The organism is Prauserella marina (assembly GCF_002240355.1).
Lineage (GTDB): Bacteria > Actinomycetota > Actinomycetes > Mycobacteriales > Pseudonocardiaceae > Prauserella_A > Prauserella_A marina.
In genome coordinates this window covers 1,005,087-1,028,009 of record NZ_CP016353.1, presented here as the reverse complement: position 1 = coordinate 1,028,009, position 22,923 = coordinate 1,005,087, and the positions used below count along the sequence as shown (strand labels likewise).

The following is a 22,923-nucleotide window of genomic DNA, read 5'->3' as shown; positions in this document are numbered from 1 at the left end:
CGCTTGCCTTACCTCTGGGGTAATCGTTTCGGCGTGCGCCCGCTGGCAGGATTGGTGTCCTCTTCGCGTCGGACGACGCGGACCAAAACGGAGGTCAGCCATGTCCATAGCCGCACCTGTGAACACCCGAACCGTGGTTGAGGAGTTGTTGCGCAGAATTGGCGAGGGCGACCCCGAGCGCATCGCCGAGTTGTATGCCGAGCAGGGCGATTGGAAACTCGACTGGCCGGAGGCCGAGCACGGCCGTACTGCCACGCCGTGGATCCGTCACCGGTCCACCCGGGCCGACGCGGCCGCCCACTATCGCGAGCTTGCGGAGTACCACGTGCCGGAGCGTGTGGCGACTGAGGTCGAGCGCATCCTTGTCGACGGAAGCGACGCGGTCGTGCTCGGCGAGATCCGTCAGACCGCCCGGCCTACCGGCCGTGCGTATCATGCGCGGTTCGCTTTGCACCTCACCATCGAGGATGGCCTTGTCACCCGGCACCATATTTACGAGGACAGCCTGGCCGTCGCCCAGGCATTCGAGGCGGAGAATCGGTGAAGAGCCACCGGCCCGATCGCGAGGATGCTGACCACAGCCACTCGTTGCTGGCCGCTATGAAGACGGTCGCCCCGTACCGGCCAGCGAGCGTGTCCTACCTCGTGGCAACAGCTCGGTGCTCTTGAGGCGGTTGATGCCGCATTCGATAGCAAAGCTCCCTTGCTTTCGAACCGAACGTCGTTCGTGGGCTCGGCGGGGCAAGTGATAGCAAAGCTCCCTTGCTTCGATTTCCGGCGCACGGACCCGGGGCACTCGGGCCCGGCGAGTCGAAACGGCAGCAAAGCTCCCTTGCTTCGGCCAGGGGCTGGTGGGCTGGGACTGTCGGTGGAGGGGCGTACCGTTTCCGGCGTGGACGGGATGGATGAGGGCTTCGCGGTCTTCGAGACCGTGTTCGGTTACTGCGCCCTCGTGTGGTGTGGTGAGGTCGTCGTCGGCAGCCAGTTGCCGGAGGCGACGGCCGACCGGGCACGCGAGGCCGTGCATGCCAGGTTCCCCGGCGCGGGCGAGCAGCCACCACCCGGCAAAATCCAGCAGGCGATACTCGGTGTCACCGCGCTACTGCGCGGCGAACGGACCGATCTTTCCGGCGTCCCGCTCGCGCTCGACCGCGTTCCACCGTTCCACCGCAGGGTCTACGAGGTCACTCTGGCGATCCCCGCCGGATCCACCATGACCTACGGCCAGGTCGCCACCGAACTCGGCGACCCCGGCTCGGCCCGCGCGGTCGGGCAGGCGCTCGGCAACAACCCGTTCGCCCCCATCGTGCCCTGCCACCGCGTGCTGGCTGCCGGCGGAAAAGCCGGCGGTTTCTCGGCGACCGGCGGACTGGACACCAAACGGCGCCTGCTCGACGCCGAGGGATATCACCTTGAGGAGCCCACGTTGTTCGACCTGTGACGCCACGGCTTCAGCCACGGCGTCTCGGGCCAGCCCTCGGCGGCGGCCATGAGCGGAAAAGCCGTTGCCCCGTCAATGGATTCCCTGAGTATGTCGGCGTGCCCGGCATGCCGCGCCGTCTCCTCGATGAGGTGCAGCAGCACCCAGCGCACCGACCACGCGGCGACATCGTCGGGAAACCACGGCACCTCGCTCGGCACGCGGACGGCCATCCCGAGATCGGCGATACCCTCCACGATCTCCTCGGTGCCGGTCGCCACCCGCTCGTACTCCCCGATCACGTCGGCGAGCGTTTCGTCATGCCCGAACCGGAAATCGGCGGTGCCGGTGTCGTCGACGGGATTGCCGAGTACGACGTTCATCCACGCCAGCTCCGTCGCCGCGACGTGCTTGATCAGCCCGCCCACACACAACGCGCTCGCCGTCGGCCGCATCCTCGCCTGCTCGTCGGTAAGGCCGTAGGCGGCGAGGCACAACACGTAGCGCTGCTGGGCGAGGTAACCGAGCAACCCGTCCCGCTCGTCGGCGACCGGGCCGATCATCCCAGGCATCGCCGCGACCTCCCATGACGAACATGTTTTCGCCTCACTGACGGGAATCCTGCCATTCGCCACCCTGCCGCTTCCCGACCGTCAACAGGTACCCGATGCCAACGGCGATGGCCACCCCGACCAGAATCGCCCGCGCCCGCACCGCCACCCCCGTGTAGCTGCCGGGGACGATCCACTCGACGGCGATGATCGCGAGCCAGGCCAGCGCGGCGAGACCGGCGACGACGGCAGCCCGCACCCGCCAGCGGCCATGCCACCACAACACCAGCGTTCCCGTCCCCACGGCGTAATGCAGGCTCAACAACACCGACGCCACGTGATGCACGTGGTGACCGGCCGAGAACTCCTGCCGCTGCGCGCACACCGGCCCCGACGACAACGCGCAGTCAGGGGCCGTCACCCCACGGACAACCAGCAACACGCCGAGTACAGACACGGCGCCGACGGTCAGCCTCGCCTGCCAGTGCACCGGCGCGAGCCGCAACAGCGGGGGAACCGACAACACGAACGCGGCCCCGGCGATGATTTCCGCGGTGCGGAACACATTCCGGTAGGGCTGGCCGACGGCGGAGAGTTCGTCGATCGACGCGCTCAGCGGGGAAAGCCCGGTTTCGAGGAAGAACTCCAGTAGCCAGCCGAGGTAACCCACCCCGCCGATCGTCAGCAACGCCACCGCGAGCGTATGAACCGTGTGCAGTGTCGTCGGGCGGTGGTGCGTGACCGGCGGCATGGCGATGTGTCTATCACGCCGGCCCCCCTGCCGGAACCGAAATCGATTCACCTGCTCGTTCGCCTGCCGTGTGAAGCTGCTCGCACGAGCTTGGGGACAGCCGGTACGGGTGCCACGCTTTGTTCTGTACACGATCCACGACCCGGGGACCCCACCAAGGCCCCGAGGGAAGGACGGTTGACGAAGATGTCCTCGAAGTCCACATCAGAGCACGACCACACGGGTGAGACGACGGCCCCGTACGGTTCGGGCCCTTCACCGCAGGCGAGCACGCCGCGCAAGAAGGTCCGCATCCACCACCTGCGCGAGCTGAAGGATCGCGGGGAGCCGTGGCCCATGCTCACCGCGTACGACATGTACACCGCCGCGTTGTTCGACGAGGCCGGTATTCCGGTATTGCTCGTCGGCGATTCCGCGGCCAACAACGTATTCGGTTACGACACCTCACTGCCGGTGACCGTCGATGAGCTGCTTCCGCTCGTGCGTGCGGTGACCAGGTCGGTCTCCCGTGCGCTCGTCGTGGCCGATCTGCCGTTCGGCAGCTACCAGCTCTCACCGGAGCAGGCGCTGGCGACGGCCGTGCGGTTCATGAAGGAGGGCAGGGCACAGGCGGTGAAACTCGAAGGCGGACAGCACTTCGCCGCGCACGTCGAAGCCCTCACCTCGGCGGGTGTCCCTGTGATGGGCCACATCGGATTCACACCGCAGAGCGAGCACAACCTCGGCGGCTACCGGGTTCAAGGCCGGGGCGAAGCGGGCGAGCAGTTGCTCGCCGACGCGATCGCGCTCCAGGAGGCTGGGGCTTTCGCCGTCGTGATGGAGATGGTGCCCGCTGAGGTGGCCAAACGCGTCACCCACGAACTGCGCATCCCCACCATCGGGATCGGCGCGGGCTCGGACTGCGACGCGCAAGTGCTGGTGTGGCAGGACATGGCGGGGCTGCGCACCGGAAAGGCACCCCGGTTCGTGAAGCGCTACGCCGATCTCGCCGGTGCGCTCTCCGGCGCGGCGAGGGCCTTCGCCGACGAGGTTCGAAGGGGCGAGTTCCCCGCCCCTGAACACGCCTTTCACTGATCCGCCTGCCGTGAACGACCTGTCGCGACGGCAGGTCGTTCACGGCAGGGGGTAAGGCCGCGTGGGCGCAAGCCCGGCGGTGGCACTGCACGCCGGGCCACGGGAAGCGACCGGCGAGTTCGCTAGACGTTGAGCGCGAGCCACAGTTCGGCGCGCACACCGGGAGAATCGAGGTCCCTGCCGAGAATGCGCGCGGTTTTCGCCATCCGGTTGCGCAGTGTGTGCCGGTGGATGCCGAGCCTGGCCGCCGAGGTGTCCCAGTGTCCATTGTGTTCGAGCCAGCAGCGCAACGAGTCGGCGAGCGCTCCCCTTCCCTCAGCGTCGTGTTCGCGCAGCGGGCCGAGAACCGCATCGGCGAACGCGACGGCGGTATCGGAGCCCAGCAGGCCGAGAACACCGTTTCCAGCGTGCTCAGTGAAGTGCAGCAAGGGTTTTCCGGCCACCATCGCCGCGTCGGCCGCCTGCCGCGCCTGCCGGAATCCGGTCGCGACGTCCGTTGTGGACGGTGAAACTCCCGCGTGCAACCCCGCGATCCTCTCGATGAACGCCTGCCCTGATCGCTCGCCGGTCAGTACCACGAGCACCGAGGAATGTTCGGCGAAGAAGACGCTCTGGTCCTCGTCGGCGACCGTTTCGAGTACGTCCGCCGCGGCCGCGCGGTCCTTCGCGGGTCCGGTGAGGACGGTGAGGGTCCACGGTGGATCGGGGTTCGTGCCGAAAGCCGACCGCAGCACGGTGAGCGCCAGTTCGTCCTGACCGGCGAGCAGCAGCTCGAACAGCCCGGTACGCAAACCGCGCAGGGTCGTTCCCCTCGCCCTGTCCTGTTCCATCGCGAGTGAGAGCAGTGCCGCCGCCGTGGCGATCAGGTGCCTGCCCGCCGCACCGAAGGTCGTGGAAGTGCCCGCGACGAGGAATCCGCTCGCCCGGGTGCCGAGTGCCTGGACGACGACCTCGTCGCCCGCGATCGACACCAGTCCCGTTCCCGCCTTTCCCGTGCCGAGTTCGGCGTTGACGGCGGTCGCCATCGCCCTCGCGGAGGCGGGGGCCGCTTCCCTCACCGAGCCGCCGCCGTCGAGCAACAGCACCCAGCCGTCAACGAGTCTGGCGAGTTTGCGGGCCAGCGCGCCTGGCGCCCTGTGCCGCAGGGCCGTGCGGGTCAGCTCCTGTTGTCCCTTTCCCGTGCGCACGACCTCGGCATACCTTTCCTCGGCGAGCGCGGAGGACACGGCTTTGGTGATCGCGATGAACGGCGTTGGCGGTGGTACTTCGAGCAGGGGAAAAGCGGCGGCCTCCGCCGCGGCGACGAGGCCGGGGGGAACGGCGTCGTGGCTCAGTCCCACCCCGAATCCGAGCCCGGTGACGCCTGCCGCGGCGAGGCGGCGCACGTAGTCGCCGGCCGGTTCGGCTCCGCTGGTGAGCCCCGTGGTGAGCAGCAGTTCCCCTCCGTCGAGAAACACGGTGGGGTCGGCCAGTTCGGTCGGATGCACCCAGGCGATCTCCCTGCCGAGTTCCGCACGTCCGGCGAGCACCCGAAGGCCCAGTGAACGCTGGGCCACCAGGGCTTCGAGAGTGAGTGCCATAATGTCGAATTGTACTGACCAAACTGGCCAATTCGGCTACTGACGCCGTCGTGGGGTCACGCTCATGCTTGACGGCATGACGGCCACCACTCATCGCAGGTTGCGTACCGAGATCCCCGGCCCCAACTCGCTGGCGCTGCACCAGCGGCGTACCGACGCCGTCGCGGCCGGGCTCACCTCGACGCTGCCGGTCTACATCACCTCCGCCGAAGGCGGTCTGCTCACCGACGCCGACGGCAACACGCTGATCGACCTGGGCTCCGGCATCGCGGTCACCAACGTCGGCCACGCGGCCCCCGCCGTCGTCGACGGCGTGCGCGAACAAGCGGGTCTCTTCACGCACACGTGCTTCATGGTCACGCCGTACGAGGGGTACGTGCGGGTGTGTGAGGAACTCGCCGCGCTGACCCCAGGCGACCACGCGAAACGGTCGGTGCTGTTCAACTCGGGCGCGGAGGCGGTGGAGAACGCGGTCAAGATCGCCCGCACCGCCACCGGACGGCAGGCCGTCGTGGTGTTCGACCACGCCTACCACGGGCGTACCAACCTGACCATGGCGCTGACCGCGAAGTCCCTGCCCTACAAGCACGGGTTCGGGCCGTTCGCCCCAGAGGTCTACCGCGTGGCCGGCTCGTACCCGTTCCGGGATGCCGAGGGCCGCACCGGCGAGCAGGCCGCGGCGGAGGCGATCGACAGGGTCGAGAAGCAGATCGGCGCTGACGCCGTTGCCGCCGTCGTCGTCGAGCCCATCCAGGGAGAGGGCGGATTCATCGAACCCGCGCCCGGTTTCCTGCCCGCGCTGTCGCGCTGGTGCGCGGCCAATGGTGTCGTGTTCGTCGCCGACGAGGTGCAGACCGGATTCTGCCGCACGGGCGAGTGGTTCGCGTGCGACCACGAGGGGGTCGTTCCCGACCTGATCGCGACGGCGAAGGGCATCGCGGGCGGACTGCCGCTCGCCGCCGTCACCGGCAAGGCGGAACTGCTCGACTCCGTGCACGCCGGTGGCCTCGGCGGCACCTACGGCGGCAACCCGGTTTCCTGCGCGGCGGCGCTCGGCGCCATCGAGACGATGCGCGAGGGCGACCTCGCGGGCGCGGCAAAGCGGATCGGCGAGACCGCGATCGCGTCGCTGCGCGAGCTGGCGGCGACGACTGGGGCCATCGGCGACGTGCGAGGCAGGGGCGCCATGATCGCGATCGAGTTCGTGAAACCGGGAACGACCGAACCCGACGCCGCGATCACCTCACGGATCGCCGCTGCCTGCCACGCGGCCGGTGTCGTCGTGCTGACCTGCGGAACCTACGGCAACGTGGTGCGGCTGCTGCCGCCGTTGACCCTTCCGCCCGAACTGCTCAGAGAAGGACTCGACGTGCTCGAAGACGCGATCCGCGAGGAGACCAGCCGGTGAGTACCCCCTTCTGGATCGCGGGCAGCCCGGTGAAGAGCGGCGACACCGCTGTCGTCCGTCACCCCTACGACGGCGGCGAGGCGGGCGGCCACTACGTCCCCACCGCGCGCGACATCGAGCAGGCCGTCGCGGCCGCGCACGACGCCCGCGCCGAGACCGCCGCGGCACCGGCACACGTCAGGGCCGACGCGCTCGACCACGTCGCGCGCGCCATCACGGAGCGAGCCGAGGAGTTCGCCTCGCTCATCACCTCGGAATCGGGCAAGCCGCTCAAGTGGGCGCGTGCCGAGGTGGGCAGGGCGGCCTCGACGTTCCGCTGGTCGGCGGAGGAGACGCGCCGGTTCGCCGGTGAACTGCAACGGCTCGACACCGACGCCGGTTCGCGGGGGCGGCTCGCGCTCGTCCGCCGGGTCCCCAGAGGGCCGGTACTCGGCATCACTCCGTTCAACTTCCCGCTGAACCTGGTCGCCCACAAGGTCGCGCCCGCGATCGCCGTCGGCGCGCCGATCGTGCTCAAACCCGCGCCGGCCACCCCGCTCACCGCGTTGCTGCTTGGTGAAGTGCTCGCCGAGACCCAATTGCCTGAGGGAAGCTGGTCGGTGCTGCCGGTCGGTAACGAGCACGCGGCGGCGCTCGCCGCCGATCCCCGGTTGCCGGTCGTGTCGTTCACCGGTTCGGTGCCGGTCGGCTGGGGAATCCGGGATGCCGTGCCCCGCAAGCACGTCACGCTCGAACTGGGAGGCAACGCCTCGGTCGTCGTGTGTCCTGATTGGACTGATCTGGACATGGCGGCCGACCGCATCGCGACGTTCGCGATGTATCAGGCGGGGCAGTCGTGCGTTTCGGTGCAACGCGTCTACGCGCACAGCCACGTCTACGAGGAACTGACAGAGAAGGTGCTCGCCAAGGTCGCCGCGCTCGGCACCGGCGACCCGCGCTCCCCGCACACCGATGTCGGGCCGCTGATCAACACGGCGGCGGCCGAGCGCGTCGAGTCGTGGGTGGCCGACGCCGTCAGCGAGGGCGCGAGCCTGCGGCTCGGCGGCGAGCGCGACGGCGCGACCGTGCGGCCGACGGTGCTCACGCACGCGCCGGAACACGTATCCGTCATGGCCGACGAGGTGTTCGGGCCCGTCGTTTCGGTCAATCCTGTCGACTCCGTCGAGGACGCGTTCTCGCTCGTCAACGCGTCGAGGTTCGGGTTGCAGGCCGGGGTGTTCACCCGCGACCTCCCGACGGCGTTCGCGGCGTCGGCGACGCTGGAGGTCGGCGGTGTCGTCGTCGGCGACGTACCGAGTTACCGCGCCGATCAGATGCCCTACGGCGGGGTCAAGGACTCGGGTGTCGGCAGGGAAGGCCCCGCCGCCGCGATGGCCGACCTCACCGAGGAACGGGTCACCGTGCTGACCGGACTTCCCTTGTGACGGTTGTGAGGGCGGCCGACAGTGCCTGGTGGGCTTCGACGAGCGAGGGGCCGTACCAGGTGAGGTACCGCCCCGACACCAGCGTGTAGGGGACGCCGGGGAAGGCGTCGGGCCCGTCGTCGGCTGTGAACTCCCACGGTTCGTCCGGCAGTACGAGCACGTCCGCCTTCCCCGCCGCGAAGAGTTCCCTGAGCTCGCCGATCTTCGGGCGCGGATAGCGCTCGTCGTCGGCCGAATAGGCATGCCGGACGCCGAGCCTGCGCAGCACATCGCCGCCGAAGGTGTCCCTGCCGAGCACGACCCACGGTTTGCGCCACACGGGGACGACGGCGGTCATGGCAGGCGAGCGCGACTCGCGCCACAACTCTTCCGCCGTCACGAGCCAATCGGGGGCTCCGGTTCCGAGGATTCCGGTGAACAGCGCGCGCAAGGACCGTAGTGCCGACGGCACGGTCGCCGGGGCGGCCATCACCCACACCGGAACGCCCTGTCCGCGCAGCCGCTCGACGTCTTCCTTCCGGTTCTCCTCGGCGTTCGCGAGCACCAGGTCGGGCGCGAGTTCGAGGACCGCGTCGACGTCGGGATACTTCGAGCCGCCCACTCTCGGCGCGGCCAGCGCGTCCGGGTGGGTGCAGTAGTCGGTCGCTCCGGCGACGATCCCCGGCAGGGTCAGCTCGACGGCTTCGGTCAGCGAGGGCACGAGCGACACCACGCGCGTCGGCGCGCCCCGCAACGGCACCGCCTCGCCGAGATCGTCGGTGAGCGGCTTGTCAGGCCCTGACAAAGGACACCTTCCTTTTCGTCACGTCTACGGCGGTCAGCCGGACGCTGATTCTTCCGCCTTCGGGAAACCCGCTGCCCGAGCATTTGCCGAGCACGGGCGGGTTCTCGACGAAGATCTCCGCCTTGTTCTCCTCGGCCCGCAGGACCACGGCGTCGAAGACACGGCCGATGTGCTCGGCCAGGATCCACGCCTCGACCTGATCGAGATAGGCGCGTTCGACGCGGGCGGCGAACGTGTCGGAGCCCTGCATCAGTTCCGGCAGTTCGGCCAGCGACGCCCTCACCCAGCGCGGAACGGGCTTTCCCGAGGTCACGGCGAGACACACCTCGGTGGCGAAGCGGTCGACGAGCCTGCGGATGGGCGCGGTGACGTGAGCGTAGGGACCGCCGATCCCGGCGTGGGTCGCGAGTTCGGGCACCCCGCCGTCAAAGGCCGTGTAGCCCGCGCCGCGCAGCAACCTGGTCGTGCCCGCGTAGAGCGCGAGCGACGAGGGCTGGGCCGGATCGAGCCCTGCCAGCAGTTCCGACACCGTCGCCTCTCGCGGCCACGGGATGCCGAGCGCACCGGCCGAGCGACGCAGCCAGTCGACCGTCTCGTCGTCGGCCTCGGGAAGGGTGCGCAGCACACCGACGCCAGCCTCCAGCATGATCGAGGCCGCCGTCATCCCGGTCAGCAGCGACACCTCGGCGTTCCACGCCTCGACGTCGTTGCGGGGCCTGCGCACGAGCAGCCAGCCACCGTCAGGTCCCGCGCCGATCTCCTGTTCAGGAAGCTGGAGTTCGACGGCGCCCCTGCGCACGGCGAGCTCACGGCGGGCCCTGCCAAGAGCGGGAAGCGCGGCGATCGACGGATGCGCCGTGCCGGCTTCCAGCGCGGCGGCAACGGTGTCGTAGTCGAAGCGCTCGGTGGAACGGACGAGGGCACGACGCACGCGCACCGCCGTTGGCTCCCCGCCGGAGTCGGTGTCAATTGTCCACAGCACGGCCGGTCTGACCATGCCGGGAAGCAGGCTCGCGGCGCCCTCGGACAGTTCGGGCGGGTGCAGGGGCACGTTGCCGTCGGGAAGGTAGAGCGTCTGTCCTCTGCGCCGGGCCTCCGCGTCGATGGCGCCGCCAGGCGGTACGAACGCGGCGAGGTCGGCGATGGCGTAGTGCACTCGGATCCCTCCACCGCGGACCGGTTCGAGGCACACCGCCTGGTCGAGGTCCTTGGCACCGGCCGGGTCGACCGTGACGAACGGGATGCCGGTGGCGTCCTCTCTTTCCCCCGCGCCCTCCGGATCCCCGGCAACCGCCTCCGCCTCGGCGAGCACGTCGGGAGGGAAGGATTCCGGCAGCTCGAAATCGGCGCGCAGCGAAGCGAAGTCACCGGCGCCCGGCGTGTGGACCACGAGAGCCACACCTGAACCCTAACCCGGTGAGCGGCCCCGGTGACCCGTTCGGGCAAGGGCGTCCCGGTGTACCTTCAGCGAAACAGATAATGAAAACCGATCCCACTTTCAGGAGTGACGTGTGAAGGTCGCATTCGTCGGCAAGGGCGGCAGCGGAAAGACCACGCTGGCCTCACTGTTCACCGCGTATCTCGTCGAGCGGCGCCGCCCCGTGCTCGCCATCGACGCGGACATCAACCAGCATCTCGCCGTCGCGCTCGGCGCCACCGAGGACGAGGCGGCCGCACTGCCGACCCTCGGCGACAACCTGCCGCTCATCAAGCGCTACCTGTGTGGCGACAATCCCCGCATCACCGCGCCAGAAGCGATGATCAAAACGACCCCGCCCGGACGTGGTTCCACACTGGTCACCCCGCGCGAGGAGAACCCCATCACCGACGCCTGCTTCCGGGACGTCGCCGGAGCCCGGCTCGCCGTGACGGGCCGGTTCGCCGACGACGACCTCGGCGTCGCCTGCTACCACTCGAAGGTCGGGGCAGCTGAACTCCTGCTCAACCACATGATCGACGGCAAGGACGAGTACGTCGTGATGGACATGACGGCCGGCGCCGACGCCTTCGCCTCGGGGCTGTTCACACGCTTCGACGTGACGTTCCTCGTGTGCGAACCGACCGTGCGCAGTGTCGGCGTCTTCCGGCAGTACACCGACTACGCCCGCGACTTCGGCATCCGGCTCGCCGTGATCGGCAACAAGGTCAACGAGGCCGACGACGTCGAATTCCTCCACGATCAGGTCGGCGAGCACCTGCTTGGCTGGATCAGCGGCTCCCGGCACGTGCGGGCCGCCGAGCGGGGAGCGGCCCGGCCCATCGGCGAACTGGAGCGGGAGAACCTCGCCACACTGGACACAATGCTGTCCACAGTGGACGCAACGGAGCGGGACTGGGCGCGCTACCAGCGCCAGGCCGTCGAGTTCCACCTGCGCAACGCCAACGCGTGGGCCGGGTCCGAACTGGCGGAGCAGGTCGACCCCGGTTTCGTGCTCTCACCGCTGGCACCCGCGCTCGGATAGGGCTCAGCGGTCGTCGCCCTCGTTCCACTCGGCGTCGGCCGCGTCGGCCCGCTTCGTCCGCTCCCGCGCGATCTCCAGCGCACTGCGGGCCGTCGCCTCGTCTGGATAGGGACCGAGCCTGTCGATTCCCCTGGAAAGGTTGCCGTGCTCGACCTCACCGGTGCGGGTGTTGAACCACCAGCCGGTATCAGGGTTCGGGTCGTTTCCGCTCGCTGACATGCCTTCAGCCTCGCACGCGCCCGGCGACCGCGACAGCGCTCACGTCACCCTCCCGCGAGAAACCCGCGCTCCTCCGGCGGAGGACTCGCGGGGGCGGCGTCTCCGCCGCCTTCGGGGGCAGCGGGCAGGCCACGGGGTGGGGTCGCGGCCTCCCTTCGCTGCCGTTCGCTCTCGTCGCCCCAGCCGCTCAGCGCCTCCGCCCGTTCCGAGCGCGAAAGCGGCGGCTGCCTCACGGCGGACGGCCGCTGCGCGGCTTTCCGGACCGGCTGGCCCTGCGGTGACCGGGTTTGAGGGGCGGCCGACTCCGGCTCCGATTCCCACGACACCAGCGACACCGACGGTGCGGTGGGCGGGGGCGGCAACGGCGGCGCGGCGGAGGCCGACGCCTGCGCGGTCGTCCGCCACACCGGTTGCGGACCGATGTTCATCGGCGCCGGCCCGGTGCCCTCCTGCCGGGCGCCGCGCCGGGGCACCTGCCGCGCGATCGGGTCGAGACAGGACACCAGCACCGTGGTGCCCGCGGGGTCCTCCACCTTTTTTCCGCTGCGTTCCCGGTAGACCATCTCGCCGTCGGAGTCGATCTCGACGAGATAGCCCACCTCGGCCAGTTGTTCCTCGTCCAGGTCGATGAGCCGCTCCGGGCGAGAGGGCACCACCCGGTAGGCGGGCCAGCTCAGCCTGCCGTGGGTCTCGTGAAACTGCGCCATCAGGTTCGCCAGCTGCTGCTGCCACGGCAACGGCATCGACTCGGCGAGCGTCCTCGGCAGCACGACGTAACCCTGGTCGACCCCTGGCCAGCCGCGACCGAGGTGGTCGGCGAGCGGGGTGCTCGACGCGGGAGGCGCGCTGCGAGGCGCTTGCGGGGCGCCGAACATCGAGCGGGGATCGGGGTCCTGCCGCCGCGCCTGCTTGCCGCGCTTGCCCCACTTCTTGGCCATGACAGTCAACTCCTCACACGCCAGGCCTTACCGCCTGCGGAACCAGATCCGGGTCGTCCCACTCCACAGCCCGCGTGAGTATGTCTACGCCGGGCTGCTGTGCCTCCACCATCTCCCCGTCACCGAGATACATCGCGACGTGATAGATGGTCGTCGGGTTCGAAAGGTCCTCCGCCCAGAACAGGAGATCACCTGGCTGGGCCTTTTCCGCCGGAAGCATCGCGCCGGCGTGGTACTGATCGGCGGCCACCCTCGGCAGCGTGACACCGGCCGACTCGTAGGCGCGCAACATCAGTCCCGAACAGTCGTAGCTGTTCGGCCCCGTGCCACCCCACTGGTAGGGAAGCCCCTGTTTGGACAGTGCGAACTCGATGGCGGAGCCCGCGACCTTGTTGGGCGCCAACACGGCACCCGAGCTGGAACCACAGCCGGACGCGTCCTCGACGTCGCCGAGATTCTCGACGAGGTGCACGGCCATGGGTTCCCAGTTGTGGTACCGGTCGGGAAACGCCGAGCGCTCGACGGCCTGCGCGACGTCACCGGGCCGCATCGTCTGCCAGCCAGGCACCGCCTCCATCACGTCGTAGAACTTGTTGACCTGGTAGGGCGGATTGGTCACCTGCGCGACCGTTCCCCAGCCCATCGAAGGCCGCATCTGGAAGATGCCGAGCGAATCGCGGTCCCCGTAGTTGAGGTTGCGCAACCCCGACTCGGTCATCCCGGCCTGGATGGCGATCTGCCACGCCCTCGGCGAAAGCTCACGTTCCTTGCCGATCGAGATGATCAGGGCGACGATCGCGCGTTGTTCCTCGTCGAGGTCGGCGGCCTGCCCCGCCGCCCCGTCCATGCCGCCAGGCCGGGTGGGGCCGATCGCGGCGTCACAACTCAACGGGGTCACACCCTGAGCCTGCTGCCGCTGGCCGTCGATGACCGTGACCAACCCGATCGCAAGCAGCACCGTCATCACCGCCGCGCCGAAACACCCGGCAAGCAGCCCACCCCGCATGACTAACCCACCTGGTCGTAGCGCGAGACGCGCCAGCCGACATCGGTCTTGATCACGGTGATGCTCAATGTTGGCCCGTCGGTCGGTACCTCCGCCTTGATTGAACTGGTGAACGATTCGGTGGCCCTCGGTTTGCCGGTCACTCTCGTCGCGGAGACATTCCCGAGGTCGACGCTGCGCATCACCGGCAGGTACTCCTCCGTCGTCAACGGCCGCAGCCGTTCCAGCCACTGGTCAATCGTCGTCCCTTGTGGATGATCGACCCACGCCGCGGCCCAGTCCTCGGCGACTTTCAGCGCCTCCGGAGCGGGAGGCGCCGTCGTCGGCGACACGAGCGGCGCCGTGAGCCTCGTCTCCGGCGGCCCCACCGTGGAGGAATAACTGGTGCCAGGACTGGTCGTCGTCGCCGCGCCGGCACCGGGGCTGGCGCCCGCTCTACCCGGATCACCGAGCAGCCGGGGAATCACGATGCCCGCCGAAACGACGATGGCCACCACCATGACCAGCGTGCCGACGAGGTGAGCCGGCGAGCGCAACGGCCAGCTCCACAGCCTGCGGTAGACGGCGGCCCTGCCCCGGTTGGTGCGAATCGGCATACCCGCCCCCTACCGGACCACTCGGTCGGTGTCTCGCACCTGGTCCCGCACTTCGAGCCCACGCGAAGGCCGGTACAGCACGAACACCGGCTTTCCGGCGACCAACTCGGGCTCGACCTTGCGCGGCTGCTGTGGCGCCTGCGGCGCAATGGGCTGACTCGCGGCCTGTGTGTTCTCCGAAACCGCCCCAGCGGAACCGACCGAACCGAGCCGGGACGGCACGACGAACGGATCCGCCTCCGCTGAGGAGTCCCACACGTTGCCGGCCACCGGCGGCGTATCGACCCTCCTGCTCGCCGCGGTGACCCTCGAAGGAACCTGGTCACCAGGCGCCCTTCCCGGCGGAGAGCCCATGAAGACGGCCGAACTCGCACCGCCCGCCGCGGGCAGCGCCGGTCTTCCACCCCCCTCAAGCACCTGGTTCTGCCCGCCGCCGACCGGATACCTTCCGCCGACCGCCGGGGCGTCGAGCCGTTGCGCGCTCGCGAGCACGGTCGCCTCCGGACGCACCCGCCTTCCGCCGGTCGCGCCGCCGTGGCCTCTCGTCGTGGAACCGCCCTCCGCCTCGTCGTCGTCACGGACGTTGCGCCAGAACTGGTCCTGGGGCGTCGGTTCGTCCGAGCGGCGCCGGAAGCGAGAGAACATGCCGCCACGGGGCGAAGGCACCGCGGAGCCGACCATGCCGACGGAGGTTTCCACCATCTGCCACAGCCGTCGCACCGGTCTTCCCACGAGGAAAAGCAACACGGTCACGAGCCCAGCCATCACCATCTGGGTCAGCATCGACAGCGCGTCGCCCGCGGAGAAGATGGCCTGCAACAACAGCGCGTGCACACCGGCGAGCACCGAAAGCACGATCAGGTTGAACGCGACGACGCCGACGACCTTCCCCACCCTGCGCAGGATGTCGTGGTGCAGCAAGGCGACGAGCCCGATCAGCGGTGCCGTCAACGTGAACAACCTGACCAGGATCTGGGCGAGCAACACGGCGGCCTTCGCGAACAACTGGAAGAGCGCGTAGACGAGACTTTGCAGGAAGGCCAGGAAACCCGCGCCCGTTCTGCTGCCGTCCTCGCCGGTGAAGTACCCGTGCGCGGTGCCGAGCTGGTTCGAGATGTTCTCGAACTCCGCCTTCTTGGCATCGATCACGGCACTGTCACCGTCATCGCCGTCACGCATCTCTTCCCACGAGAACGCCTGCGCGTCCAGCAGCGGGCGGCCGAATTGTTCGGCCTGCGGAGCCTCCGGTGATCCGAACTCGCCCCGGAGCCAGTTCTCGTAAACGACCTTGTCGTGCAAGTCGGTGGGCAACACGTGCCGCACGACTCGGTCTTGAGTCTCGTCGACGAAACCAGCCTGGATGTTCGTCGTGGTCTGGACGATGGCCCTGTCTATCTCGTCGTAGTACCTCAGCAGGGCCAGCGACGACGCGGCGAGCCAGATACCGGCGAGCGCGTACAAGGCCCGCTTGCTGACCCCCGCCAGATCACCTCGCCAGATGTTGCGGAAGAGCAGGATCGCCAGCAGCAGGGCGACAATCCCGAAGAGCTGGGCGTAGATGTTGCTGTAGACCTTCTCGGCACCTGCGGAGACGGCGTTGTAGATCGGGTTGAGCAACCCGCCTTCCATCACCGTGTAGTGCAGCGCGTTGGTCGCGCCGACGATGTTCTTGCCCATGTTGAAGAGCTGGTTGCCGAGCCAGGTGTCGACGGTGGCGTTGGGGTCGGTTACCCCGAGCGCGCCGCTGTCGCAGTCGTAGACGTGCCACACCATTCCCGCGTAGCCGTAGTCGAGGTACGTGCTCCCCGCTTCGCCCTGCCCCTTCGTCGGATCGACCGCCCCGACCATGCCCGCGCCGGGACGTTCCGGGTTCGGGGCTTCGCAGCCCGCTGCTGCGGCGGGCGGGGCAGTGACGACGGCCTGGATACCGATGATCGCGATGGCGCACAACAGCGCCCGGTATCTCGTACGGCCCTTTGCCTGGCTGCCACCCTTGCGTCGGTGCCGGGCCCCGTGCCAAGCCCACGCGCAGAGGAAGACCACCAGAATGGTCGCCAGAGCGGTCATGCGGCGTCCCTGCCGGTGCCGTTCTTACCGGCCCCCGCCCGCTGCTCCTGCCTTCCGCTCTGTTCCGTCTCTTCCGATCCCTCCGCTTCGCCGTCGGCGCGCTCACCGAGCAACTGCTCCTCGGTGAGCCCCACTTCCAGCTCGGCCGCCAGTTCGAGATCGTCTTCCAGTTCGTCGTCGGGTGGTGGTTCCGGTACGTGGGTGTTCTGTTCCTGCTTCCTCGGCTGTGCCGCGGGTTTGTCCTGCACCGAACCAGGTGTCGTGTCGAGCGCGTTGCGGAGATGTTCGAGGTGTGGCCCCGAGAAGTCGGCGCGGATGCGTTCGACGCCACCCGCGCCGTCGGCGAAGATGAACTGGCGCGGTTCGCGATCGCGCTCGGCTTCCCGCTGCGAGCCCGGCCGCCTTCCAAGCGCGGAAACGACCTGCTCGTAGCCGACGCCGACCGGTACCTTGAGCAGCCGCAACGCGTCGGACTGGGTTTCGTCGTCGTCGAGCCTTCCGACGAAAACGGAGTCGAGCAGGGCGACGAAACCCTGGATGCGCAGGAAGTCGGCCGGAATCTGCGAGGAAAGCAGCACCCTGACGTTCCATTTCCGGGAGTCCCGGGCGAACCGGTTCATCAGCACCCGGCCGGTCGGCACCTCGGAAAGGAAGAACGCCTCGTCGATCCAGACACCCTTGCGCAGGTCCTTCGGCTTCTCGTACACCGAACGCTGGGTGAGCCAGGCCGCGAGGTTGAGCATCTCCACGCCGAGCGCTTCGGCGTCGGTCCAGTGCTCGCGGCCGACGCTTTCCTTCGGCAGGGTCAGCCCCGCCATGGTCAGTACGGTCAGCCGGTCGTCGCGTGTGTCCGAGTAGGGGTCGGCACCGGCCTCGGGGATCAGCAGCGACATGCGCTCGCGGAGTTCGTCGAGGAAGTCGGCGACGACGACCGCGTGCTCGTGGTGCTCGCTGGAGTCCCTGCGGAGCGCGTCGATGACCTGGCCGGGATCGGCGTCGTAGCGACCGCCGACTGCCCTGACCGACCGCAACAGCACGATGCGGGTCTGTGGCATTCTCGCCACGTCGTAGGGCAGTACGCCGGTGAGCACGTCAAGCACGAGCCTGCGCCTCGTCGCGCCCGCGAGCGCCCTTTCCCTTCGCCACGCGCGCTCGGGGTCCTCCTCGTCCATGAAGTGCTCAAGTTGTGGCTCAGCCACGACGCGGTACGGATTCAGGATTCCCGGCTGGGCGTTGAGCAGGTTGATCGGCCGGGCGTAGGGGCGCAGTTCCGGCAGGTCGCACAGGCGGGAGAGCGGCCCCGACGGGTCGAGCAATGTCCAGTGCGCGCCTGCCCGCAGCGTCTTGTAGACAATGCCGCCGCCGAGGAACGATTTGCCGCCACCGAGTCCGGCGACCATCGCGGTCAATCCCGAGCCGTCCCTGATCTCCTGCGCCATCCACGGGTCCCACGCCACGGGGCGGCGGGTGGCCGTGCAGGTCTCACCGAGCAGGATTCCCCTCCGGTCGCCGACCTCCGCGGTGGCCGTCGGCACCGCGGAAGCGGCCCACACGACCGAACCCCTGCGCAGGTAGGCGCCGGAGGAAAGCGGCTCGCCCGGAATGAACTCCCTCGCCAGCGCGTACTGCGCCTCGGGATGTTCGATGGCGACCTTCGGCTTGTACAGGTCGAGCAACTGCTGGGCAAGGCGCAGCGCCTCGCGCTCGGTCGGCCCCGACACGGCGAGCCGCCACCACGAGCGCACCCTCGTCGCCAGCGCGGTGAAGCCGGACGTCATCTCGTCGTCGATCTCCAGCACCCGTGAGGCCTGCCTCGACAGCGACTGCGGCGGTTCCAGCTCGTGCTCGTCGGTGTAGTGCTTGACCTGCGAGCGCACCTTGTTCATCTGGCGCTGGAGTTCGCCCGCGACCTCTTCGGGCTTGCGCACATAGATGCGGGCCGACCACTCCACGGAGGCGGGCAACCGGTCCGCGTGCTGCAACCACGGGTCGTCGACGTCGGGGATCTGCAACCCGTGCATCTGGCCGACGGTGAGCACGGCGACGCTGCGCTGCACCCCCGCGTTGGAGCCGGTGCGGCCGCGCACTGTCACCGTGGGCGCGTAGGGCTCCGAATGGAAGTCGGCGGCGTCGGTGAAGCTCGCGAGATCTTCCGGTTCCCATGCCGCCCCCGGCACCGCGGGAAGGTTGCGGGGCGCGGGAAGGCCGAGCGAACAGGACCGGTGCATCAGCCAGGATATTTCCTCGGCGTGCACCGGCCGTCCTTCGAGCCCCGCGGCCCCGATGATCTGGTCGAGGTGCTCGACCTCGGAGTCGAGCGCGGTCAGTTCGGCGTCGACGGCCTCGGGCAGGATCTTGCGCAGCAGTGGCGCCGCACGCTCGACCGCGCGGTCGACCACGCGCCTCGTTTGCACCTGAACCCCGAGGTAGACCTCCTTCTCCGCCATCGACCGGCCCATGAGCTGCTGCTGCTCACCGACGAGATAGTCGTCGAAGGACAGCGAGCCGGGCACGTCGGCGGGCCGGTGGTGCGCGTTGTGCACGTGCGCCTCGGCCCACATACGGATCGGGTAGGGCCGGGCGGTGACCCTGAGGTGAATCCAGCGGCCCTGTAGCTCGGCGTACTGGCCCGCGATGGCGGCGATCAGGTCCCTTCGCTGGGAGTCCGACCGGAACGACCAGCGCTGGGACGAGAGCCGGTACCAGGCGTAGACCTCATGACCGGTGCGCAGCAGGTGGCCGTCGATGCTGCGGGCCGCGATGGAAGGGGTGTAGGTGGGTATTGCCTGCTCGCCGGGCAGCCGCCGGCCCTGACGGCCTCCTTCGGCCTGCTTCGACTGTGCCGGCGGCTGGTTTTTCCGGCTGCGGTCGCGACCGAACAACGACTACCTCCCGACCGGCGCCGTTGACCGGCGGCGGCGCGCTCGTGCTGTGGTCTCTCGTCTCGGATGGTTGAAGTTCGCAGGGCCGCGCTGCCCGCGTTTGTGTTTGGGCAGTGGCCGCTCGGTACTCACTCTGACCTTGCCCGCGCTCACGGCGCCACCTGTGCCGCTCTTCCGCTCCCTTGGCGTGGTGAGCTCTCGCAGCCACATGTTGAACACCGCCGCGAGCGGCCGTTCGTGACTGATCTTGGCAGTGATGAGCCGCGTCAGCGCGATGGCGATCACGAAGGCCCACGCCGTCGAGAAGAAACCGAAGCCGAACCCGAGTTGCCGTTCGACGCCGAGCACCACGAGGAACATCGGGATGCCGATGCCCCACGCCACGTAGCGAGCGCGCCACGGGAAGGTCGCCTTCGGCGGACCGAGCCAGACCCCGTCGACCCGGTACACCTCGTCATCAGTTCGGATACGCACCGCGGCCAGCCCCGGTCAGCCGGTGAACAAGCCGGCGATCCATTCGCCGACGTTGACGCCGAGGCCACTGACCGCGAGCCCGATGATCGCGAGCGCGATCACCACACCCGCCAGCCTGCGCATCACGCCGGCGTTGTCTCCCTTACCGCCGCCCAGCCAGAGCAGCAGCAGCGCGACGGCCAGCAGCACCAGCGGAATAATGTTGTTGATCAGCCAGTCACGGACACCGCTGGTGCCGATCGGCTGCTGCTGCGCCAGCGCCGCAAGGGTCATCGTGGTCATCGCGTACTCCCGAGTGCTCGGAGTGTGGTGTGAGGCACACGGGTGTGTACCCCACAGAATTTCCAGCACTTACCGTGTTCAGACAACATCATGGCGTCACGACATGCGACGGTCAAAGAGCACAGGGCGGGACAGCCGCCACCCACCCGGTGCGTATTGAGATCGCACTCAATGAAACTCGTCCGCCCTCCATCATCGCTGGATCAGCGTTCAGGATTAACCCTGTCCACCCGGATTTCCTAGTGTGCGTACGGACTCACTCACATGCGTAGATCCTTCTTACTGTGAGTGCGGGCCTGACCCCGCGCTGATGGCGAGAACAGTGAACCATGCCCCGATCGGCCTTATGACAGCGATCCTGTCTGTGACGGCCACTCTGGGTACCGAGCATCTGGGCCTTCATTCCTTTGAGCGGCAGGGATTACGGAAAGTTCAACTTGGCCCCCTTGTCAGTTGAACGCTGAGTGACGCTTAACCCGTGTGGGGGTTTTTCCCAGCCTTCACCGACCGGTGGCAAAGAGGCCCGGCGGATAGGCACCCTCGGCGACGACCCGCTTACTGAAGATCGCTCCGAGTTCCTGAATTCGGGCCGATTTGTCGATACCAATGCGCAGCCATGGCGCCGAGGTGACCGCGTCGGTCTCCGCTTCGATCGCGTCCCGTTCAGCCCTGCCCTCCTCCGTCAGCGCGCCCGTACCGTCGAGGACTCCCCTCTCGGTCAGCTCGGTCACGGCCCCTGTCCACTGCTCGTCGGACCAACCTCGGCGCTTCTTCGCCGTGTCGACGGTGAAGCCCCGCCCGGTGGCCGTGTGGGTGACCAGCGCGGCGAGACCGCTGAGGCGGTGGCCGAGCAGGATCGCGACGTGCCCGTCGCCGCGGAACTCGCGCAGCAGCGAGGCGCCGTGCCACAGCTGCTGGAGCGGATCGGCCGGCCACGGCAGGTCCGCGTGTGCCGCGAAGAGCGCTCGCCCCTCGACGGGTGCCGCTTCGGCCGCCTCGCGCACCAGACCGGCGAGTTCGGTGACCGCCGCCGAGTCGGCGAGTTCGTCACCGAGGAGCCTGCGCAGCGCCAGTCCCGCCGCGTCGGCGCGCGCCGCGAGGATGTCGGCCGGTGTCGCCAGCGTCCACGCTCGCGGCAGGTACTCGGCGATGAGATCGGGGTTGAAGACGTTGAAGGTCGCGGCGACGGCGCCGGGGCCGACCGGCCCGAACGGCGCGGCTCTGCTCGCGAAATAGCACATTCGCCCGCGATCGAGGCCAGTCGCGACGAACGCCGACTCCGCTTCTCCCGCGAAGTAGACCAAGCTGTGCAGCGGTTCGAGTACCCGGTGCCCTCTGGCCGCCGCCGTGCGAGCTGCTTGTTCCTCCATGATCCACAAGGGTATCGGGAAACAGGGCCATCGCGCCGCCTTCCGGCCAGCGCGCGCTCCCGGACATCGCGGCTTCCGGGGTTCGCCCGCACGGCCGGGTGCGGGTTACCCGGTACGGGCGGACGAGTTGGCCTGTAAGCCGGATTCTCGCGACGAACCCCAGTTGACCAGCCATGACACCGTTCTGTTTCCCCGTCAGGCCGTTTGCAGGCCGTCAGAGGCCGCCGGGCCGTCATCACCACTCCCCCATTCCTCATCGATGGCCCGCCGCGTCCGCTCCGCGCTGGACGGCATCAGGTGCGTGTAGGTCCGCAGCGTGAATCCGGGGTCCTTGTGGCCGAGGTACTCGGACAGCGCCTTGATCGACTCGCCCGCGTCCAGCAGCACGGAGGCGTAGTGATGCCGCAGGGCGTGCATGCCGTCCTCCCGCGTCGGGTTGGTGATACCCGCCTTCCGGCACGCGTTGTGCCACACCCGATCACCGAACCGCCGACGATCGAGCGGCGCTGCCTGGTCGGTCGTCAGGATCAGGCGCACCGTGACGGGTTTGCCGTCAGGTTCCGACCACGGCAATGTGACGGGCACCGGCGGGAACTGTTCCAGGTAGTCGTCCAGCAGCCGGAGCAAACCAGCCGATAAGGGAACGTCACGGGTCCTTGCTCGTTTGGGCAGAGCGAACACGAGCCTGCCGCGCACCTCCCGGACCTGTCGCACGACGTTGAGCACCATTGCGTCACGGTCGATGGCATCGACGCCGAGGCCGAACACCTCACCCTGCCGAAGGCCAGCGCCCGCACCGACCGGAACGATGATCTTGTAGCGATCCGGCAGCGCCAGCCGCACCTTCTTTACTGTCGCCCGTGTCCACGGAACAACCTTGCGCTCACCGGGCCGTGGCCGAGTCACCGAGCGAGCAAGGCACGGGTTCTCCGAGATGAGCTTGTCGTCAACGGCGGCGGTCAGGATTGCCGAAACGTGCGTGAAGCACACCGATTGGTAGCTGCTCTCCTTCTTCGCGCTTTGCATCCAGCGCACCCACGCCCTGACGTCGGTCGGCTTGATGGCTCCAAGCTCCTTGCCTCCGAAGTACGGCAGCACCATCGAGTTGAGTCGACTCTCCGTGCTCTGGCGGCTGGTCTCCTCGAAGGTCTGTCCGTCAAGCCAGTTCTGAGCGAAGTCCCGGAACAGCACCTTCCCGGCGTCCGGGTCGATGTAGCTCCCGCGACGTACGTCGGCCTCGACGTCGCGAAGGAAGTCCTCTGCCCGCGCCTTTTGCTTGTCCGGGAAGGTCTTCGACCGCTCTTGTCCATCAGGATCGAGGTAGCGCACCTTGTAACGCATACCTTTGCCGTACAGGCTCGTACGGCGTCGCACAGGCTTACCTGTCGCGGGGTCGGTGTCCTTCCTGTACCAGCGATCTTGGATGTGCCCCATTACGCCGCCTCACCATCCACCCAGCGCATAACCGCGTCCGGGTCGTAGCGGAGGTGACGACCGATCTTGCGAACCGGCGGTCCCTCCCCGCGCCATTTCCACTGGTAGAGCGTCTTGACCGGCACACCGAGGTAGTCGGAGACATCCTCCACTGTCCACAGCCGATGCATCTTCCTCACATTTCCCATAGCGTTCCCCCTC

General features: G+C 68.5%; 22 protein-coding genes. 6 read left to right on the top strand and 16 right to left on the bottom strand.

What is annotated here, in order from left to right; genetic code table 11:
• Window positions 1-100 precede the first annotated feature (100 nt).
• Window positions 101-544, top strand: coding sequence for a nuclear transport factor 2 family protein (locus tag BAY61_RS04650; RefSeq protein WP_091810848.1), 444 nt, complete (start codon window positions 101-103; stop codon window positions 542-544).
• Between the two features lie 357 nt (window positions 545-901).
• On the top strand, window positions 902-1,441 hold the full coding sequence (locus tag BAY61_RS04645; RefSeq protein ID WP_091810849.1) for a methylated-DNA--[protein]-cysteine S-methyltransferase: 540 nt from the start codon (window positions 902-904) through the stop codon (window positions 1,439-1,441).
• Here the strand turns inward: BAY61_RS04645 and BAY61_RS04640 are convergent.
• Window positions 1,408-1,992, bottom strand: coding sequence for a DinB family protein (locus BAY61_RS04640; RefSeq protein WP_091810850.1), 585 nt, complete (start codon window positions 1,990-1,992; stop codon window positions 1,408-1,410). The two genes, BAY61_RS04645 and BAY61_RS04640, sit on opposite strands and share 34 nt — an antisense overlap.
• A 34-nt stretch (window positions 1,993-2,026) precedes the next feature.
• On the bottom strand, window positions 2,027-2,722 hold the full coding sequence (locus BAY61_RS04635; protein ID WP_091810851.1) for a DUF998 domain-containing protein: 696 nt from the start codon (window positions 2,720-2,722) through the stop codon (window positions 2,027-2,029).
• Between the two features lie 186 nt (window positions 2,723-2,908).
• Here BAY61_RS04635 and panB point away from each other — a divergent pair, with 186 nt between their 5' ends.
• Window positions 2,909-3,796, top strand: a complete 888-nt coding sequence (gene panB / locus BAY61_RS04630) for a 3-methyl-2-oxobutanoate hydroxymethyltransferase (protein WP_091810852.1) — start codon at window positions 2,909-2,911, stop codon at window positions 3,794-3,796.
• Between the two features lie 122 nt (window positions 3,797-3,918).
• Here panB and BAY61_RS04625 read toward each other — a convergent pair whose 3' ends face one another.
• Entirely contained in the window at window positions 3,919-5,376 is a 1,458-nt protein-coding gene (locus BAY61_RS04625) for a PucR family transcriptional regulator (RefSeq protein ID WP_091810853.1), read from the bottom strand.
• Window positions 5,377-5,452: 76 nt separating this feature from the next.
• Here BAY61_RS04625 and gabT point away from each other — a divergent pair, with 76 nt between their 5' ends.
• Window positions 5,453-6,784: a 4-aminobutyrate--2-oxoglutarate transaminase gene (gabT, locus tag BAY61_RS04620; RefSeq protein WP_170140342.1), complete on the top strand. Its 1,332-nt coding sequence runs from the start codon at window positions 5,453-5,455 to the stop codon at window positions 6,782-6,784.
• Entirely contained in the window at window positions 6,781-8,208 is a 1,428-nt protein-coding gene (locus tag BAY61_RS04615) for an aldehyde dehydrogenase family protein (protein WP_091810855.1), read from the top strand. Before gabT ends, BAY61_RS04615 begins: the two co-directional genes overlap by 4 nt.
• Here BAY61_RS04615 and BAY61_RS04610 read toward each other — a convergent pair.
• The gene (locus BAY61_RS04610) at window positions 8,180-8,992 is read right to left on the bottom strand and encodes a helical backbone metal receptor (protein ID WP_091810856.1); all 813 of its coding nucleotides are present in this window, start codon (window positions 8,990-8,992) and stop codon (window positions 8,180-8,182) included. The genes BAY61_RS04615 and BAY61_RS04610 overlap by 29 nt on opposite strands.
• Window positions 8,979-10,391, bottom strand: a complete 1,413-nt coding sequence (locus BAY61_RS04605; RefSeq protein WP_091810857.1) for an RNB domain-containing ribonuclease — start codon at window positions 10,389-10,391, stop codon at window positions 8,979-8,981. Before BAY61_RS04605 ends, BAY61_RS04610 begins: the two co-directional genes overlap by 14 nt.
• A gap of 112 nt (window positions 10,392-10,503) precedes the next feature.
• Here BAY61_RS04605 and BAY61_RS04600 point away from each other — a divergent pair, with 112 nt between their 5' ends.
• Window positions 10,504-11,454, top strand: a complete 951-nt coding sequence (locus tag BAY61_RS04600; protein WP_091810858.1) for an ATP-binding protein — start codon at window positions 10,504-10,506, stop codon at window positions 11,452-11,454.
• 3 nt (window positions 11,455-11,457) lie between these two features.
• Here the strand turns inward: BAY61_RS04600 and BAY61_RS04595 are convergent, their stop codons facing one another.
• From BAY61_RS04595 to BAY61_RS04545, 11 genes are all read right to left on the bottom strand, one after another.
• Complete coding sequence (locus BAY61_RS04595; protein ID WP_091810859.1) at window positions 11,458-11,673, bottom strand: hypothetical protein; 216 nt, start codon at window positions 11,671-11,673, stop codon at window positions 11,458-11,460.
• 44 nt (window positions 11,674-11,717) lie between these two features.
• Window positions 11,718-12,611 (bottom strand): hypothetical protein, encoded by an 894-nt coding sequence (locus BAY61_RS33450; RefSeq protein WP_245865795.1) that lies wholly within the window; start codon window positions 12,609-12,611, stop codon window positions 11,718-11,720.
• Window positions 12,612-12,624: 13 nt separating this feature from the next.
• A complete protein-coding gene (locus tag BAY61_RS04585) occupies window positions 12,625-13,617 on the bottom strand; it encodes a C40 family peptidase (RefSeq protein WP_091810860.1) in 993 nt (330 codons plus the stop codon).
• Window positions 13,618-13,619: 2 nt separating this feature from the next.
• Window positions 13,620-14,213, bottom strand: a complete 594-nt coding sequence (locus BAY61_RS04580) for a hypothetical protein (RefSeq protein WP_091810861.1) — start codon at window positions 14,211-14,213, stop codon at window positions 13,620-13,622.
• Between the two features lie 9 nt (window positions 14,214-14,222).
• Window positions 14,223-16,280, bottom strand: coding sequence for a hypothetical protein (locus tag BAY61_RS04575; RefSeq protein WP_091810862.1), 2,058 nt, complete (start codon window positions 16,278-16,280; stop codon window positions 14,223-14,225).
• The gene (locus BAY61_RS04570; protein WP_091810863.1) at window positions 16,277-19,162 is read right to left on the bottom strand and encodes an ATP-binding protein; all 2,886 of its coding nucleotides are present in this window, start codon (window positions 19,160-19,162) and stop codon (window positions 16,277-16,279) included. The genes BAY61_RS04575 and BAY61_RS04570 overlap by 4 nt, the downstream gene beginning before the upstream one ends.
• Window positions 19,163-19,165: 3 nt before the next feature.
• The gene (locus BAY61_RS04565) at window positions 19,166-19,636 is read right to left on the bottom strand and encodes a hypothetical protein (RefSeq protein ID WP_091810864.1); all 471 of its coding nucleotides are present in this window, start codon (window positions 19,634-19,636) and stop codon (window positions 19,166-19,168) included.
• Between the two features lie 15 nt (window positions 19,637-19,651).
• Entirely contained in the window at window positions 19,652-19,918 is a 267-nt protein-coding gene (locus BAY61_RS04560) for a hypothetical protein (RefSeq protein ID WP_091810865.1), read from the bottom strand.
• Window positions 19,919-20,418: 500 nt separating this feature from the next.
• Window positions 20,419-21,288, bottom strand: a complete 870-nt coding sequence (locus tag BAY61_RS04555; protein ID WP_091810866.1) for an SCO6745 family protein — start codon at window positions 21,286-21,288, stop codon at window positions 20,419-20,421.
• Between the two features lie 195 nt (window positions 21,289-21,483).
• Window positions 21,484-22,629, bottom strand: a complete 1,146-nt coding sequence (locus BAY61_RS04550; RefSeq protein WP_245865792.1) for a tyrosine-type recombinase/integrase — start codon at window positions 22,627-22,629, stop codon at window positions 21,484-21,486.
• A 92-nt stretch (window positions 22,630-22,721) separates the two neighbouring features.
• Window positions 22,722-22,910, bottom strand: a complete 189-nt coding sequence (locus tag BAY61_RS04545) for a helix-turn-helix domain-containing protein (protein WP_091810868.1) — start codon at window positions 22,908-22,910, stop codon at window positions 22,722-22,724.
• Window positions 22,911-22,923: the final 13 nt, after the last annotated feature.